Origin of the sequence: Pigmentiphaga litoralis (assembly GCF_013408655.1) — a bacterium.
Lineage (GTDB): Bacteria > Pseudomonadota > Gammaproteobacteria > Burkholderiales > Burkholderiaceae_B > Pigmentiphaga > Pigmentiphaga litoralis_A.
This window is the reverse complement of record NZ_JACCBP010000001.1, coordinates 334,827-350,893: the sequence shown is the minus strand read 5'-3', so window position 1 is coordinate 350,893 and position 16,067 is coordinate 334,827. Positions and strand designations below refer to the sequence as shown.

At 65.0% G+C, this 16,067-nt stretch carries 15 protein-coding genes and 1 pseudogene; 7 read left to right on the top strand and 9 right to left on the bottom strand.

Features of this window, described 5'->3' with window-relative positions; all coding sequences use genetic code 11:
- The first annotated feature begins 24 nt into the window (after positions 1–24).
- From hpnC to hpnE, 4 genes and pseudogenes are all read left to right on the top strand, one after another.
- Positions 25–948 (top strand): squalene synthase HpnC, encoded by a 924-nt coding sequence (gene hpnC, locus HD883_RS01400; RefSeq protein ID WP_179588182.1) that lies wholly within the window; start codon positions 25–27, stop codon positions 946–948.
- The gene (gene hpnD / locus HD883_RS01395) at positions 945–1,808 is read left to right on the top strand and encodes a presqualene diphosphate synthase HpnD (protein WP_179588183.1); all 864 of its coding nucleotides are present in this window, start codon (positions 945–947) and stop codon (positions 1,806–1,808) included. The genes hpnC and hpnD overlap by 4 nt, the downstream gene beginning before the upstream one ends.
- A 24-nt stretch (positions 1,809–1,832) precedes the next feature.
- Positions 1,833–1,955: pseudogene (locus tag HD883_RS27975) on the top strand (FAD-dependent oxidoreductase); the annotation flags it as partial.
- Positions 1,956–2,066: 111 nt separating this feature from the next.
- Positions 2,067–3,437: a hydroxysqualene dehydroxylase HpnE gene (gene hpnE, locus HD883_RS01390; protein WP_373563412.1), complete on the top strand. Its 1,371-nt coding sequence runs from the start codon at positions 2,067–2,069 to the stop codon at positions 3,435–3,437.
- Between the two features lie 95 nt (positions 3,438–3,532).
- Here the strand turns inward: hpnE and moaE are convergent, their stop codons facing one another.
- The 7 genes from moaE to alaC form a co-directional block, all read right to left on the bottom strand.
- Positions 3,533–3,994 (bottom strand): molybdopterin synthase catalytic subunit MoaE, encoded by a 462-nt coding sequence (moaE, locus tag HD883_RS01385; protein WP_179588185.1) that lies wholly within the window; start codon positions 3,992–3,994, stop codon positions 3,533–3,535.
- Positions 3,995–3,996: 2 nt separating this feature from the next.
- Positions 3,997–4,254, bottom strand: a complete 258-nt coding sequence (gene moaD / locus HD883_RS01380; protein ID WP_179588186.1) for a molybdopterin converting factor subunit 1 — start codon at positions 4,252–4,254, stop codon at positions 3,997–3,999.
- Positions 4,251–5,462 (bottom strand): molybdopterin molybdotransferase MoeA, encoded by a 1,212-nt coding sequence (locus tag HD883_RS01375; RefSeq protein WP_373563411.1) that lies wholly within the window; start codon positions 5,460–5,462, stop codon positions 4,251–4,253. Before HD883_RS01375 ends, moaD begins: the two co-directional genes overlap by 4 nt.
- A 39-nt stretch (positions 5,463–5,501) precedes the next feature.
- On the bottom strand, positions 5,502–6,020 hold the full coding sequence (gene mobB / locus HD883_RS01370; protein WP_179588793.1) for a molybdopterin-guanine dinucleotide biosynthesis protein B: 519 nt from the start codon (positions 6,018–6,020) through the stop codon (positions 5,502–5,504).
- 7 nt (positions 6,021–6,027) lie between these two features.
- Positions 6,028–7,449 (bottom strand): threonine synthase, encoded by a 1,422-nt coding sequence (thrC, locus tag HD883_RS01365; protein WP_179588187.1) that lies wholly within the window; start codon positions 7,447–7,449, stop codon positions 6,028–6,030.
- Between the two features lie 7 nt (positions 7,450–7,456).
- Positions 7,457–8,764 carry a homoserine dehydrogenase gene (locus HD883_RS01360; RefSeq protein WP_179588188.1) on the bottom strand — a complete coding sequence of 436 codons (1,308 nt, stop codon included), beginning with the start codon at positions 8,762–8,764 and terminating at the stop codon, positions 7,457–7,459.
- A 115-nt stretch (positions 8,765–8,879) separates the two neighbouring features.
- The gene (gene alaC / locus HD883_RS01355) at positions 8,880–10,088 is read right to left on the bottom strand and encodes an alanine transaminase (RefSeq protein ID WP_179588189.1); all 1,209 of its coding nucleotides are present in this window, start codon (positions 10,086–10,088) and stop codon (positions 8,880–8,882) included.
- Positions 10,089–10,319: 231 nt separating this feature from the next.
- Between alaC and HD883_RS01350 the strand changes: the two genes are divergently transcribed.
- The 3 genes from HD883_RS01350 to HD883_RS01340 all read left to right on the top strand — a co-directional run bounded on the left by HD883_RS01350 (position 10,320) and on the right by HD883_RS01340 (position 13,266).
- The gene (locus tag HD883_RS01350) at positions 10,320–10,703 is read left to right on the top strand and encodes an Mth938-like domain-containing protein (protein WP_179588190.1); all 384 of its coding nucleotides are present in this window, start codon (positions 10,320–10,322) and stop codon (positions 10,701–10,703) included.
- A 118-nt stretch (positions 10,704–10,821) separates the two neighbouring features.
- Positions 10,822–11,286, top strand: coding sequence for a peroxiredoxin (locus tag HD883_RS01345; protein ID WP_179588191.1), 465 nt, complete (start codon positions 10,822–10,824; stop codon positions 11,284–11,286).
- A gap of 117 nt (positions 11,287–11,403) precedes the next feature.
- Positions 11,404–13,266 carry a PhoH family protein gene (locus tag HD883_RS01340; protein WP_179588192.1) on the top strand — a complete coding sequence of 621 codons (1,863 nt, stop codon included), beginning with the start codon at positions 11,404–11,406 and terminating at the stop codon, positions 13,264–13,266.
- A gap of 93 nt (positions 13,267–13,359) precedes the next feature.
- Here the strand turns inward: HD883_RS01340 and HD883_RS01335 are convergent, their stop codons facing one another.
- Both HD883_RS01335 and HD883_RS01330 read right to left on the bottom strand, forming a co-directional pair.
- Positions 13,360–15,270: an enoyl-CoA hydratase-related protein gene (locus HD883_RS01335; RefSeq protein ID WP_179588193.1), complete on the bottom strand. Its 1,911-nt coding sequence runs from the start codon at positions 15,268–15,270 to the stop codon at positions 13,360–13,362.
- Between the two features lie 70 nt (positions 15,271–15,340).
- Positions 15,341–16,063 (bottom strand): ABC transporter ATP-binding protein, encoded by a 723-nt coding sequence (locus HD883_RS01330; RefSeq protein WP_179588194.1) that lies wholly within the window; start codon positions 16,061–16,063, stop codon positions 15,341–15,343.
- Positions 16,064–16,067: the final 4 nt, after the last annotated feature.

The following is a 16,067-nucleotide window of genomic DNA, read 5'->3' as shown; positions in this document are numbered from 1 at the left end:
GCCTGCCTGCCCTTCCGAGCCCCCATGCCCGTCGACCACTACGAAAACTTTCCCGTCGCGTCCTTCCTGCTGCCGCCCGCCTTGCGCGCGTCGGTCACCGACCTGTACCGTTTCGCGCGCAGCGCCGACGATATTGCGGACGAAGGCGATGCCACCGATGCCGAGCGGCTTGCCGGTTTGGCGCGGTATCAGGCGATGCTGGACCGTATCGACGCGTCGCGACAGGACCAAGGCAGCAACGACGCCGACGGCTTGCACGACCCGGCCAACGCGCGCGATGCGTCTGCGACACGCGCGTTCGACCCCGATCTTGCCCCTATTTTTGTTCCGCTGGCCGCCACGATCGACCGCCACAACCTGCCCCTTGCGCCCTTCCGCCGCCTGCTGTCGGCCTTTGCCCAGGATGTGACGGTAAAGCGCTATGCGGACTATTCCTCACTGCTCGACTACTGCCAACGTTCCGCCGACCCGGTGGGTGAATTGATGCTGCGGCTCTACGGCGCCGCTACGGCGCAGCACCTGGCCTGGTCCAATGCCATCTGCTCTGGACTGCAGCTGACCAACTTCTGGCAGGACGTGGGCGTCGACTGGGACAAGGGCCGGATCTATCTGCCGCAAGACGACCGCATCCGGTTCGGCGTGACCGAAGAGGCCATTGCCGCACATCGCGCCGATGCACCGTTCCGCGCCTTGATGGCGTTCGAGGTCGAACGCGCACGCGCGCTGCTACACTTCGGGGCACCCTTGGCCCTGGCGCTTCCAGGCCGGATCGGTTGGGAATTGCGCCTCGTGCTGCTGGGCGGTCTGCGCATCCTTGAACGCATCGACGCCGTCGGCTACGACGTGTTCCGCCACCGCCCCGTGCTCGGCAAATCCGACTGGCTCCTGCTGGCCTGGCGCGCGTGCCGCCTGCCGCACACCCTGCCCGCAACCTCCTCCTCACTATGACGCCTGATCAGTACTGCCAGGAAAAGACCGCGCAGAGCGGTTCCAGCTTCTACTACAGCTTCCTGTTCCTGCCCCCGGAGCGCCGCCGCGCGATCACCGCGCTGTATGCCCTGTGCCGGCAGCTGGATGACGCTGTCGACGAAGCCAGCGACGCTTCCGTGGCCCGCATCAAGCTGGCCTGGTGGCGCACCGAAATCCAGAAGCTGTTTGACGGCAAACCGGATCATCCGGTCACCAAGGCGCTGCAGCCGCACTTGGCAAGCTGTGGAATCACCCAGGCTCGTCTGGTTGCGATCGTTGACGGCATGGAGATGGACCTGGACCAGACGCGCTACCTGGACTACGCGGGACTGCGTAAGTACTGTTGGCATGTGGCCGGTGTCGTCGGCGAATTGTCGGCCGGCATCTTCGGCTACAGCGATCCCGCCACCCTGGTCTATGCCGACAAGCTGGGACTGGCTTTTCAATTGACCAACATCATCCGCGATGTGGGTGACGACGCGCGCAAGGGCCGCATCTACCTGCCCGTGAACGAGCTGCAGCAGTTCGACGTCAAGGCGTCCGAGATCCTGAATGGCAAATATTCGGACCGGTTCACCGCGCTGATGCAGTTCCAGTGCGACCGCGCCCGCGCGGCCTACCGGGACGCCCTGGCCGCCCTGCCGGAACAGGACCGCCGGCCCCAGCGCCCCGGCCTGATGATGGCCGCGATCTATTACGCCCTGCTCGACGAGATCGAAGACTCGCAATTCCAGGTGCTCCATCAGCGCATCTCGCTGACGCCCGTGCGCAAGCTCTGGCTCGCGTGGCGCACCTATGTCACTGGCGGCAAATACGTACAGCGCCGCATCGGCGCCTGAGCAGTGACCCCAAGACGGCCATGGATCGCGGTGGTCGGCGCCGGCTGGGCCGGCCTGGCCGCGGCAGCACGTCTGACGCAGCGCGGATGCGATGTCACCGTATTCGAAAGCGCCCATGAGCCCGGTGGGCGGGCGCGGCGGGTGGTGGTAAGCCCCGGGGGCGTCGCGTCGGCGGTCGGGAGCGGAAGTCATGTCGGCACGATCGGCAGAAGTCCTGTCACCGGGGCCGTCAGCGATCGGAGTGGTGAAGGCAATGCTGTGTCACGACCTGCTGCCGCCGATCATGGTGCCACGGGCGGTTCTGCTGCTGGCCACGGATTCGCGGCCAACCTCGACAACGGCCAGCACCTGCTGCTGGGTGCATACACCGAAACGCTGGCCTTGATGCGCAGCCTGGGTATCACGCCGGAAACAGCCCTGAAGCGGTCGCCGCTGCGTCTGGTCAGTGCCAACGGCCAGTTCGCGCTGAAGGCCCCCGCCTGGCTGCCTGCACCCCTGCATGTCGCTGCGGGTCTGCTGACCGCGCGGGGTCTGGCGTGGGCCGACAAACGTGCCGCGATTCGCCTGCTGAATGTGTTGAAGGCATCCGGGTTCCGGCCCGCGCAGCGCACGGTGTCCGAACTGTTGACGGCCACAGGCCAGACCGATCGCGTGATCGAAACGATGTGGCGTCCCTTGTGCCTGGCAGCTTTGAACACGCCCCTGGACGACGCGTGTGCGCGGCTGTTCGCGGTCGTGCTGCGGGACAGCCTGGCCACGACGCGCGCCGACAGCGATCTGTTGATTCCGAAGGTTGACCTGTCCGCGTTGTGGCCGCAAGCCGCGGCTGAGCGATGCACCATGCGGTATGGGCATGCGGTCAGGTCGATCAGGTTGGTGGAAGACAGCGGAACCAGAGAGAATGAGGGCAGGCCTGCGGGCATGGTCGACTCGGGCAAGGTCGACTCGGGCAAGGTCGACGCAGGCACGGTCGACCCAGGCAAGGATTGCGTCGAAGTCGACGGACTCGTCTTCGACCAGGTTGTCGTTGCGGTACCGCCGGTCGCTGCTGCCCGGCTGCTCGTGGGCCTGGCGGACTCAGCCACCCTGTGCGACACGCTACGCGCCTTCACCTATCTGCCCATCGCCACGCTGACCGTGCGGCTGGCGGGCCCCTACCGCCTGCCGTCGCCCATGATGATGTTGTTCGACGACCCCGCGTCCGGCCGCGATGGGCAGTGGGTGTTTGACCGCGGCGCATTGCTTGGCCTGCCGCCCGACCACGCGGAACTGACCATCGTGATCAGCGAAGCCAGTGCGCTGGCAGACCGTCCGCGCGACGCGGCGATCAACCAGCTGATCCAGCAGCTGCGTGATCACCTGGCGGCCCACCCCGGCCGCCTGCCCGACCTGCCCGACGTGACGGACACGTCGTTGATCATCGAAAAACGCGCGACCTTTGCAGCCGTGCCGGACCTGGTACGGCCCGGCAATCGTACGCCGTGGACCGCGGTGACGCTGGCCGGTGACTATACGGACACGGGCTACCCGGCAACGCTGGAAGGCGCCGTGCGCAGCGGCCTGGCGGCAGCGGATAGGGTGTACCGGCAGATTGAAAGGGTCCGAGATGCAGCTGACGCCCGGAACTGAAGCCCGGAACTGAAGCCCGGAACTGACGGCCGAAAGCGTGTGCCCCGCCCCCCCCGGGATACCCACGGCGGTTCCGCACCTGACCGCTCAGCGGATCAAACCTGCCCCGGCAAACCCCAACGCTTCGCTGCATCGTGATCGCTGTCGCGCGCGTCCACCCAGCGCGCGCCTGCCGCCGTTTCTTCCTTCTTCCAGAACGGCGCCTGCGTCTTCAGGTAATCCATGATGAACTCGCAGGCCTGAAAGGCATCGCCCCGATGCCGGCACGCCACGGCCACCAGCACGATCTGATCGGTCGGGCGCAGTTCCCCCACCCGGTGGATCACCCGCACTGCGTTCAGTGTCCACCGCGCGTGAGCCTGCTCGACGATCTCGGTCAGGGCCTTTTCCGTCATGCCCGGGTAATGCTCCAGGGTCAGCGAGGCCACGCCGTCGCCCGCGTTGATGTCGCGCACCGTGCCAACGAAGCTGGCGATGGCGCCCACCGACGGGTCCTGCCGCAGCGCCGTCAGTTCGGCGCCCACGTCGAAGTCTTCCTGCTGCACGCTGACGGACATGGTCAGCCCCCCGTGACCGGCGGAAAGAACGCCACCTCGGCGCCGTCGTGCAAAGGCGCGTCGGCCGTCACCATCGTCTGGTCCACCGCTGCCCGCACAGGGCGCGTACCACCCAGGGCGCTCTCCCAGTCGTCGCCGCGCGCGACCAGCCAGGCCCGCAAGTCACCTACCGTTTGCACGTCCGGTGGCAGGGTCGCGCGTTCGCGATCCTTGCCCAGCGATTCGCGCAGCGACGCGAAAAAGCGCAATTCGATGTTCATGTCAAAAGATCCGCAAAACTGATGAACTGGACCGTGTCGCCCTGGGCGATGGTCTGGCCGGGCGGGTTGTCGATCACGCCATCGCCCCAGACCGTTGACGTTAGCACGTTGGACAATTGGTTCGGAAACAGGTCGAGCCCGCCCTGCGCATTGCGCCGCACCCGCAGGAATTCGCGGCGGCGATCGCCCTTGTGCCAGACGAAATCCGCGCGCATCGGCACGCGCACCGGGGTGACATCGGCCACGCCGGCCAGGCGCAGCAGCAACGGCCGCACAAAGAACGCGAAGGTGACAAGGCTGGACACCGGGTTGCCCGGCAGTCCGATAAAGGCGGCTTCGGACGCGTCGCTGCGGCGCACGCCACCAAAGGCCAGCGGCTTGCCGGGCTTGATGGCCAGGTTCCACAGGTCCAGATGCCCTTCGGCTTCGACGGCGGGCTTGACGTGATCTTCTTCGCCAACCGACACGCCGCCGGTGGTGATGACCAGGTCGTTGTCCGCGGCCGCGCGGCGCAGGGTGTCGCGCGTGGCTTCCAGCGTGTCCGGCACGATGCCGAGATCGACGTGTTCCACGGGCAATGCCTGCAACAGGCCGCGCAGCAGGTAGCGGTTCGAGTTGTAGATCTTGCCCGGGGCCAGGGGCTCGCCCGGCATGGCAAGTTCGTCGCCCGTAAAGAAGGTCGCGACACGCAGGCGCGGCCGCACGGTCAGGGTCGCCACGCCGACCGACGCAGCCAGCGCCACATCCTGCGGACGCAGGCGCATGCCCGCGGTCAGGATGCGCGAGCCCGCTTCGATGTCACAGCCGATCGTGCGCACCCACTCGCCCACCGCCGGGGTGGCCGTGAAGCGCACACGATCGCCGTCGACGACAGCCTGTTCCTGCATGATGATGGCGTCGGCGCCGGCAGGCACTTCAGCGCCCGTAAAGATCCGGGCGACGCTATCGGGGGCCAACGGCGTGGGCACGGAACCGGCAGGAATGCGCTGCGAGACCGGCAACCCTTGCGCCAGCGCCGCCGCGTCGGCGGTCCGCACGGCGTAACCGTCCATCGACGAGTTGTCGACTGACGGCACGTTGATGGTCGAGGTGATGTCGGCGGCCAGCACACGGCCGGTGGCGTCCATCAGGTCGACGTCCTGCGTTGCGTCGGTCGGCGGCGTTGCGCGTGCCAACAGGCGATCGAGCGCCTCGTCCATGGTCAGCAAGGGGGGGGCAACGGGTTTCACAACGTCTCCTTCGTGCCGCTAGCGCGCGGCAGGCAATCGGTTCAGGGTATCGAGCAGCCAGAGCGCGATCTGCGCCGGCTGGTCGAGGTCCAGCACGTCCCGTTCCCCCGGGTCGGGGATCGTGTCCGGACAGTCGGTCGCGATAGCGACGACCGACGGATCATCGGGGTACATGGGCGGCTTGCCCGTGGCCGCGCGCCACACTTCCAGCTTGGGCAAAGGCCAGCGTTTGTAGCCTTCCACCAGCACCACGTCGCAAGGCGAGAGCACGGCCAGTTGCGCGTCCATGCCGGGCTCCGCCTCGTCACGAGATTCGTGCATCAGCACCCAACGATGCGCCGACGTCAGCAGGACTTCGCTGGCGCCGGCTTCGCGGTGCCGGTAGGAATCCTTGCCCGGCCGGTCGATATCGAAGCGATCATGCGCGTGCTTGATCAGCGACACCTTCAGCCCGTGCTGGACCAGGATGGGAATGACACGTTCGATCAGCGTGGTCTTGCCCGCCCCACTGTGGCCGGCAATCCCGAAAACTTTCATCGGCCGATCAGGCAGCGCCATGCTTGACGATGAAGTCCTTGATCGTCTGCACGTCGGCGTCAAGGATCTGCACCCGCTGGGGCAGCGCTTCGATACCTTCGAATGCAGGCGGACGCGGCGCGAGTTCGCCCAGGGCTTCTTCGATCGTCTCGCCGAACTTGATCGGCAAGGCGGTTTCCAGCACCAGCATGGGAATGCCGCTTTCGACGAAGGGCCGCGCGACTTTCACGCCATCCGCGGTATGCGGATCAATGACCAGACCCGTCTCGGCCTTGACCTGGCGGATGGTGGCCAGACGATCGGCATGGGTGCTTGCACCCGATACGAACCCAAAACGCGTTTCGAATTCGGGCTTGTGCAGCGACAGGTCGAAGCTGCCTTCGGTCGCCAGTTGATCCCACAAGGCCTTGACCTTGGCGGCATCGCGATCCATCAGGTCATACACGAAGCGCTCGAAGTTCGAGGCCTTGGAAATGTCCATGGAGGGGCTGGACGTCTGGTGCGTTTCGGCCGACGCGCGCGGACGGTAGATGCCCGTGCGGAAGAATTCTTCAAGCACGTTGTTTTCATTGGTGGCGAGCACCAGGCGGCGGATCGGCAGGCCCATGCTGCGGGCGAAGTGCCCGGCCAGGATGTTGCCGAAGTTGCCCGATGGCACCGCGAACGACACCTGCGGCAGTTCGCCACCGTTGGAGGGCTGCGTGGCGATGCGCCACCCATGGAAGTAATACACCACCTGCGCGGCGATACGCGCCCAGTTGATCGAATTGACCGCACCGATGCGATGTTCGATCTTGAACGACAAGTCGCCACTGACCGCCTTGACGATATCCTGGCAGTCGTCGAACACCCCCTGCACCGCGATGTTGTGGATGTTCTCGTCCTGCAGCGAATACATCTGCGCCCGCTGGAATGCGCTCATGCGGCCTTGCGGCGACAGCATGAAGACCGACACGCCCTTCTTGCCTCGCATGGCGTACTCGGCGGCCGAACCGGTGTCGCCCGACGTTGCGCCAAGGATGTTCAGCGTCGAGTTGCGACGGCTCAATGTGTATTCGAAAAGGTGGCCCAGCAACTGCATGGCCATGTCTTTGAATGCCAGCGTGGGGCCTTCGGACAGACCGAGCAGCGACATGCCGCCTGCCAGCGGCTTGAGCGGAACGATCACGGCGCTGCCGAACACGTCCGGCCGGTAGGCGGCGTGCGTCAGCGTGCGCAGGTCGTCGGCCGGAATGTCGGTCAGGAAATGCTGCAACACCTCGAACGCCAGATCGGCATACGACAGGTCGCGCCACGATTCCAGCTGCTTGGCAGAGATCTGGGGAATGCTTTCGGGCACGGCCAGGCCGCCGTCGGGCGCCAGGCCTTCGAGCAGCACGTCGGTGAACGGTTGCGGCGCCATGCCGCCACGGGTGGAAAGATATCGCATTCGGGTCTCAGGCCAGGTTTTCGAGTCGCAGGCGGGTCACCTTGGACTGGACGGTGGTCAGTGCTTCGATACGGGCAATGGCGGCATTCACATTGCGTTCGATGGCTTCGTGCGTCAGGAAGATGATGTCGGCCTGGGTAGACCCTTCGCGCGGCTTCTGGATCATCGAACCGATGGAAATCGACGCGTCCGCCAGGATGCGGGTGATCTCGGCAAGGACGCCTGGCACATCGTCGACCGTCAGGCGCAGGTAATACGATGTGGTGACGGCTTCGATCGGCAGGATCGGCTTGTCGGACATCGATTGCGGCTGGAAGGCCAGATGCGGCACCCGGTGTTCCGGATCGGCCGTATGCAGGCGGGTCACGTCCACCAGGTCCGCCACCACGGCAGACGCGGTCGGCTCTTCGCCGGCGCCCTTACCGTAATACAAGGTGGCGCCCACGGCGTCGCCCTGCACCAGCACCGCATTCATGGCGCCTTCGACATTGGCCAGCAGACGCTTGGCCGGGATCAGCGTGGGATGCACGCGCAGTTCGATGCCGTCCGGCCGTGCCTTGGTCACGCCCAGCAGCTTGATCCGGTAACCCAGTTCTTCGGCATACGAGATGTCGGTCTGCGACAGCGACGAAATGCCTTCGATGTAGGCCTTGTCGAACTGCACCGGCACGCCAAAGGCGATGGCGGACAGCAGCGTTAGTTTGTGCGCGGCGTCGACGCCTTCGACGTCGAAGGTCGGATCGGCTTCGGCATAGCCCAGCTTTTGCGCTTCGGCCAGCACGTCGGCAAACGGCAGGCCCCGGGCGCGCATCTCGGACAGGATGAAGTTGGTCGTGCCGTTGATGATGCCGGCGACCCATTCGATCTGGTTGGCGGTCAGGCCTTCGCGGATGGCCTTGATGATCGGGATGCCGCCGGCAACGGCCGCTTCGAACATCACCATTACGCCCTTTTCGCTGGCGAGCGCGAAGATTTCGTTGCCATGCTTGGCCAGCAAGGCCTTGTTGGCGGTGACCACATGCTTGCCATGGGCGATCGCCTCGAGCACGAGTTCGCGCGCCAGGCCATCGCCGCCGATCAGTTCCACCACGATGTCGATGGACGGATCGCGAACGATCTCGAACGGGTCGGCCACGACCTGCGCGGCATCGCCGACGCGGCTCTTGGCCTTGACGAGATCACGTGCGGACACTTTCGTCACGACGATATGGCGCCCGGCACGGCGGGCGATTTCTTCGGCGTTGCGCGCCAGCACATTGAATGTGCCGCCGCCAACCACGCCAAGGCCCAGGAGGCCTACTCGGATGGGTTCCATGCTGCTTCCGGGGGAATTGCTGAAAAGAGATCGCGGGGATTACGCGACAATGACGCCAGTTTAACGGACGCCGGGGCTTGCCCGGCGCCCATCAGGACAAATCAGGCCATCCGGATCATGCCGGACGCTGCACCAGCCCGTCCTTGCGGAACATGTCCTTGATCCCGCGCACGGCCTGGCGGGTGCGCTGTTCGTTCTCGATCAGCGCAAAACGGACGTGATCGTCGCCGTATTCGCCAAACCCGATGCCCGGCGACACCGCCACGTGGGCGTCCGCAAGCAGCCGCTTGGCAAATTCGAGCGAGCCCAGTTCCGCATAGGGCTCGGGAATCTTGGCCCAGATGTACATGGACGCCTTGGGGTTCTCGACCATCCAGCCGGCTTCGTGCAACCCCTTGACCAGTACGTCGCGCCGGCGGCGGTACTGTTCGACCACCTCGGCCACGCATTCCTGCGGACCTTCCAGGGCGGCGATCGACGCCACCTGGATCGGCGTGAAGGTGCCGTAGTCGTGATAGCTCTTGATCCGGGCCAGCGCGTTCACCAGGTCCTTGTTGCCCACCATGTAGCCGACCCGCCAGCCGGCCATGTTGTAGCTCTTGCTCATGGTAAAGAACTCGACCGCCACATCGCGCGCGCCAGGTACCTGCATGATGGACGGCGCCACGTAGCCGTCGAAGGTAATGTCGGCGTAGGCCAGGTCATGCACGACCAGGATGTCGTGCTCGCGAGCCAGGGCCACCACCCGTTCGAAGAACGACAGGTCCACGCACTGCGCCGTCGGGTTGCTTGGAAAGCCCAGAATGATCATTTTGGGCTTGGGGATCGACTCCTTGATCGCGCGTTCCAGCTCGACAAAAAAGTCGATGCCCGGCGTCATGCGGACCGACCGGATGTCGGCGCCTGCGATCACGGCGCCGTAGATATGGATCGGGTAGCTGGGATTGGGCACCAGCACGGTATCGCCGCGGTCCAGCGTGGCCAACATCAGGTGCGCCAGGCCTTCTTTCGACCCGATCGTCACGATCGCCTCGGTTTCCGGATCGATGTCCACGCCATACCGGCGTCCATACCAGTCCGCGATGGCCTTGCGCAGCCGCGGGATTCCCTTGGACACCGAATAGCCATGGGTGCCAGGACGCTTGGTGGCTTCGACCAGCTTGTCGACAATGTGGGCAGGCGTGTCGCCGTCGGGATTGCCCATCGACATGTCGATGATGTCCTCGCCTCGTCGACGCGCCGCCATCTTCAGCTCCGCCGTGATATTGAACACATAGGGCGGCAAACGCTGAATGCGCGAAAACTCGCGCGATGGGGTCGACATGGTGATTCCTTGTAGGTGACGAAAAAGCGGCCAGAGACAGGCATCGGGGTGGGCAAAACCGTCCCACCCGGGGCTGTACCAAACCGCATAAACCTATAATCTAGCTAAACGGGCTGCCCCTAGCAAATCGCTGGCGGCGCCTTCCCTGGCGGCCTTCCGCGTACCGGTGCGTTGTCCATCCCCGGCACGGCGTCGACCCGCCGCCCGCCCCTCCTTTTTCCGGAGCCGAACGTGAAGTTGCATTCCGACCCCAATACGTCCTTGAACACCGTCACCGGCTATGGCGACGGCTATATCGAAGTCAACAAGACCGAATACGCCCATGCCGTCGTCTTCGGCCCGGAAGGCGATGTCGTGCGCTGGTCGCCCGAGTCCGTCGAACAGATCGATGCGGCCGCCATGGCCCAGCTGGTCGACCTGGAAACCAAGCCCCTGCCCGAAGTGCTGCTGATCGGCACCGGCAACAAGCAGCGCTTCCTGTCGCCTGCGCTGCTGCGGCCGCTGCTGAAAGCGGGGGTGGGCGTCGAAATGATGGATAGCCAGGCAGCCTCGCGTACCTACAACATCCTCATGTCCGAAGACCGCCGCGTCGTGGTCGCCCTGCTGCCGGGCTGACCGGCCCGCGGCGCGTCTGCCGCGCTCTGCTGTTCTGCGTTGCGCCGCTCGCTGCGGATTCCGCCTATTGCGCTGTACTGCCTTCTGATTTTGCCCGACACGTTTTCCCAAGGATCCCATGACCATCGCTATCGACAGCCCCGCGCCCACCTTTACCGCCCCCAGCACCGACGGCGAATTTTCGCTGGAAGCCCTGAAAGGCCAGATCGTGGTGCTGTACTTCTACCCGAAAGACAACACACCGGGGTGCACGACGCAGGGCCAGAACTTCCGGGACCTGCATGCCGAATTCGAAGCCGCCGGCGCGCGCATCTTCGGCATCTCGCGCGATACGCTGTCGTCGCACGTCAAGTTTCGCGAAAAACAGGAATTTCCGTTCGCCTTGATCGCGGATCCCGACGAAAAGGTATGCGAACTGTACGGTGTCATGAAAATGAAAAACATGTACGGCAAGCAGGTGCGCGGCATTGAACGCAGCACCTTTCTGATCGACGCCGACGGCGTGTTGCGCAAGGAATGGCGCGGCTTGAAGGTGCCCGGCCACGTTGATGCGGTACTCGCCGCGGCACGCGAACTGGGGTGACGCAAGAGGCCGCGGGTGAACGGCGCGGACGGTCACATATTTTAATCGGCTCGGCGGGACGAAACGGCGACCGAAGTGCAGTATCGTTAGGATTCCCATACGAGGAGATACGCGCTCATGCCGCTTCCAAAGATGCCCACCCGGCCCGCAGCTATTTTGTCGTTTCCCACGGGTGAACCCGCGCGACCCGCAACACGCACCAAGAAGTCGGATACCGCCGCGCCCCAGGCGTCTTCTTCCCTCCCGCTTGAAGTCCAACCTGAACTCTCCGGCATCCAGGCCGCGCCCGCCAAGACGTCGCGCACGCGCGCCGGCAAGTCGGCGTCGGCCAAGTCGGCAACCGCTGCGCCCGTAGGCGTGCTGCTGACGCCCGACGCGCCATCGGCGTCGCCGTCCATGGCCGCAGCGCCGGCCCCTGCACCCCTGGCTGCCGTCCCTGCCGCCGCGCCGTCCGACGCGCCGCGCGCACCCCAGGCACGCAGTACACCTGCGCCAGCCGAACCTGCCAGCAAGGCGACAGCCGCTGGCAAGAAAACGCCTGCCGCCAGGCAAGGCGGCGCGACCGCGCGCGCCAAGGCCAAGGGGTCCCAGAAGACCAAGATGTTCGTGCTCGACACCAACGTGTTGCTGCATGATCCGAGCTCGCTTTTCCGGTTCGAGGAACACGATGTGTTCCTGCCGATGATGACGCTCGAAGAACTCGACAACCAGAAAAAGGGCATGTCGGAAGTGGCGCGCAATGCGCGCCAGGTCAGCCGGTCGCTCGACATGCTGGTCAGCGATGTGGACGACATCGAAAACGGCATTGCCCTGAACAAGCTGGGCAGCCGCGAAGCGCTTGGCCGCCTGCGGTTGCAGACCACGCTGGTCGAAACCGTGCTGCCGGCGAGCCTGCCGATCGGCAAGGCCGATAACCAGATCCTGGGTGTCGTCCGGTCCTTGCAGGACCAGTATCCCGACCACGACGTCGTGTTGGTGTCCAAGGACATCAACATGCGCGTCAAGGCGCGTGCGCTGAGCCTGCAGGCCGAAGACTACTTCAATGACCAGGTGCTGGAAGATTCCGATCTGCTCTATACCGGCATTCTGCAGTTGCCTGCCGACTTCTGGGACAAGCACGGGAAAGGCATCGAATCCTGGCAACAGGGCGGCAGCACCTTCTATCGGATCACCGGTCCGCTGTGCACTCAGTTCGCGATCAACCAGTTCGTGTACTTCGAAGGCAGCATGCCGCTGTACGCGCAGGTCAAGGAAGTCATCGGCAAGACGGCGGTGCTGCAGACTCTGCGGGATCACACGCATTCAAAAAACAACGTGTGGGGCATTACCGCCCGCAATCGCGAACAGAATTTCGCGCTGAACCTGCTGATGAATCCGGACTGCGATTTTGTATCGCTTCTTGGCCAGGCGGGTACCGGCAAGACGCTGCTGGCATTGGCGGCCGGCCTGACCCAGGTGCTTGAAACCAAGCGCTACACCGAAATCATCATGACGCGTGTCACGGTACCGGTTGGCGAAGACATCGGTTTCCTGCCAGGTTCGGAAGAAGAAAAGATGCTGCCGTGGATGGGCGCGCTCGAAGACAACCTTGACGTGCTGAACATGGGCGAGTCCGACTCTGGCAATCACGGCGGCGACTGGGGCCGCGCGGCAACGATGGACCTGATCCGGTCTCGTGTGAAGGTCAAGTCGCTGAACTTCATGCGCGGCCGCACCTTCCTGAACAAGTTCCTCATCATCGACGAAGCGCAGAACCTGACGCCCAAGCAGATGAAGACCCTGGTCACGCGGGCGGGTCCGGGCACCAAGGTGATCTGCCTGGGCAACATCGCCCAGATCGACACGCCTTACCTGACCGAAGGCAGTTCGGGCCTGACGTACGTGGTCGACCGTTTCAAGGGATGGGCCCACTCGGGCCACGTCACCCTGCAACGCGGCGAACGCTCGCGTCTGGCGGACCACGCGGCCGAAATCCTCTGATCGCTCGGCCCGTAAAAAACCCGGCTACGTCAGTTTGCGTAGCCGGGTTTTTTTACGTCCGGCGCGACAGCGCACGCTTGCCGCGTCGTGGCGCTAATCGAACCGACGCCCTTCCGACGCCAGACGCACCAGGAGCGGCGACGGCACCCAATCGTGCGTTTCGATAGGACAGGACTCACCATGTTCCAGCAGACTCGCCACCATGCAGTCCAGGCCGCGTTCATGCGCATAACAGAGCGGTCCACCCGTGTGCTCCGGAAAGCCATAACCTTTCAGGCAGACGAGATCGATATCCGATGCGCGTTGAGCGATGCCTTCGTCCAGCAGGTGCGACGCCTCGTTGACCAGACCGCACATCAGGTATTCCACGATCTTGGCGTCATCGATGCCGCTGGTGTCGGGGGCCACGGCTTCGGGCGCCATGTCGGGCAACAACGGTGGCGGGTCAAAACCGAACGCGCCCAGTGCATGGATGATCCGCGCCAGCGGCACGCCGCGATCCTGCAGCGATTCGACATGGCGGCCATACCGGCGGCGCATGCGTTCGCCGATCAGTCCATTCAGCCCGACGCACACGATTGCCGGCAGTTCCACTCGCTTGGCGAACGCCAGCACGGTGGCAATTGTTTTGTCGTCGGTATGTTTGCCGCGGCCCACTTCAAGCACGCCCACGCCCCGCGACGATCGGCAGCCATGCAAAGCCACGACCTTGTCCGGGCGCTGCGTAAAGGACGCCAGGGCATCGATGTCGGTGGTGGCCGCATCGGCCGCCAGGATCGCATCGGGCTTCATGAGTTCGTCAAGATCTTCGAACAGGGGCAGATCCGGATCCATGCCGGGCTGCGAGGTCACGATCACCAGGTCCGCATCGGCCAGGGCGGCCAATTCGGTAACGTGCGTCAGGCTGTCAAACGTTTCCGGCACGGTGCCGGTCGCGTCACCCGCCGCCGTCCCGGCCGCACCCGCGTTGGCCGAATCGGCGGCGGCAGCTGCCGCCGCGGACACGGTCACCGCGCCTTCGGCGGTGTTGAACCACAGCACCGTGCACCCGGCGCGCGCGGCAACCTGCGCCAGGTCCAGGCCATGTCCGCCCTCCCCCACTACCGCGATCACATCCAGCGGTCCGGCGGTCACGTCGGCAGGCAGGCCATCGACCTTGCCTGCCTCCCGCTCGCTCATCAACCCGTGCCGGAAAGCCCGTGATTGCGGCGATTCCAGCAGGGTCAGGAAGGACTCGCGTTCACGGCGCATGCCTTGCTCGAAAGGGTCGGTGGTTGCCGCCTCGATCGCGTCGATGCAGTGAGCGGGAGCAAGCAGTTCCGGCGACGTGTTCGCAATGCCCGCGCGTGCCTGCTCGATGGCCAGCGCCGCGCCGCTGGTGTCCACGTCAAGGTCACGCAAGCGCGGTACTTGCCCGTCAGCGGCGGCCGGAATGACGACCCGGCGCGCGAAGTCACAGGCGCCGTCGACCAGGTCACCTTCGATCAGCGCCTGGATCAAGGGCGTATCGGCAAAGTCAGTCGCTGGCAGGGGATCACCGGACAGGATCATGGCCAGCGCGCGCGGCACGCCGATGGCGCGCGGCAAACGCTGCGTGCCGCCGGCGCCGGGCATCAGACCAAGCCGCACTTCGGGCAGGGCCAGGCGCGCGTCAGGCGCGGCGACGCGGTAATGGCAGCCCAGGGCCAGTTCGAGTCCCACGCCCATGGCCACCCCGTGGATCGCGGCGATCACGGGCTTGGTGGACGCTTCGACCTGATTGATCGTCGACAGCACGATGGGTTCCTGAAGCGCCTTGGGGGTGTTGAATTCCTCGCTGTCCGTTCCGCCGGAAAACGCCTTGCCGGCCCCGGTCACGATGATGGCCCGGATGGCGCTGTCTTCACAGGCGCGCTGAACGCCTTCGACCAGGTCGCGGCGCGTGATGAATCCCAGGCCGTTGACCGGCGGGTTATCGAGGGTAATGACGGCGATGTCCTCTCGGACCTCGTAGGCGGCAGCCATGGTTATCCTTGTCGTAATGTCTGCTCGGGATCGTGCCGACGCCGGCAACGCGGCATCGCACGTGTGTCTGCTACAGCTCGATCCAGTCGCGACGCACCGCGGCATCCAGGCGCAGGGTGTCGGGACTTCCTTCGAACACGATCTTGCCATGTCCCAGCACATACAGACGACTGGAAATTTGCAAGGCAATGTCCAAACGCTGTTCGATCAGCAACACGGATCGCCCGCGGTCCCTCAGCGCTTCCAGACAGCGCGCGACCTGCTCCACCAGCATCGGCGCCAGGCCCTCGGTCGGTTCGTCGATGATGACCAGCGCGGGATCGCCCATCAGCGTGCGGCTCAGCGACAGCATCTGCTGTTCGCCGCCCGACAAGGCATGCGCGGGCGTGTGGGCGCGGCGCTCGAGCTGGGGGAACTGCGTCCACGTGTCGGACATGGTCCAGGCCGACGGCGGGCCGCCGCGTCGCACGCCCAGCGCCAGGTTTTGCAGTACTGTCAACGTGGGAAACACATCCCGGCTTTCCGGTACGTAGCCGATGCCGGCACGCGCGATGTCGAACGTGCGGCGTCCGAGCCACTGCTCGCCCCGCCATTGCATCTTCCCGCGCGCCCGGACCATGCCCATCAACGCGCGCGCTGTCGTGGAACGGCCCGCGCCATTGCGGCCAAGCAAGGCCACGATTTGGCCAGGCTGCACGGTCAGGTTCACGCCCTGCAGCACATGACTTGCGCCATACCAGGCGTGCAGGTCTTGCACGATCAACGGGGACACGGCGTGATCAGGACGGCTCATGGTG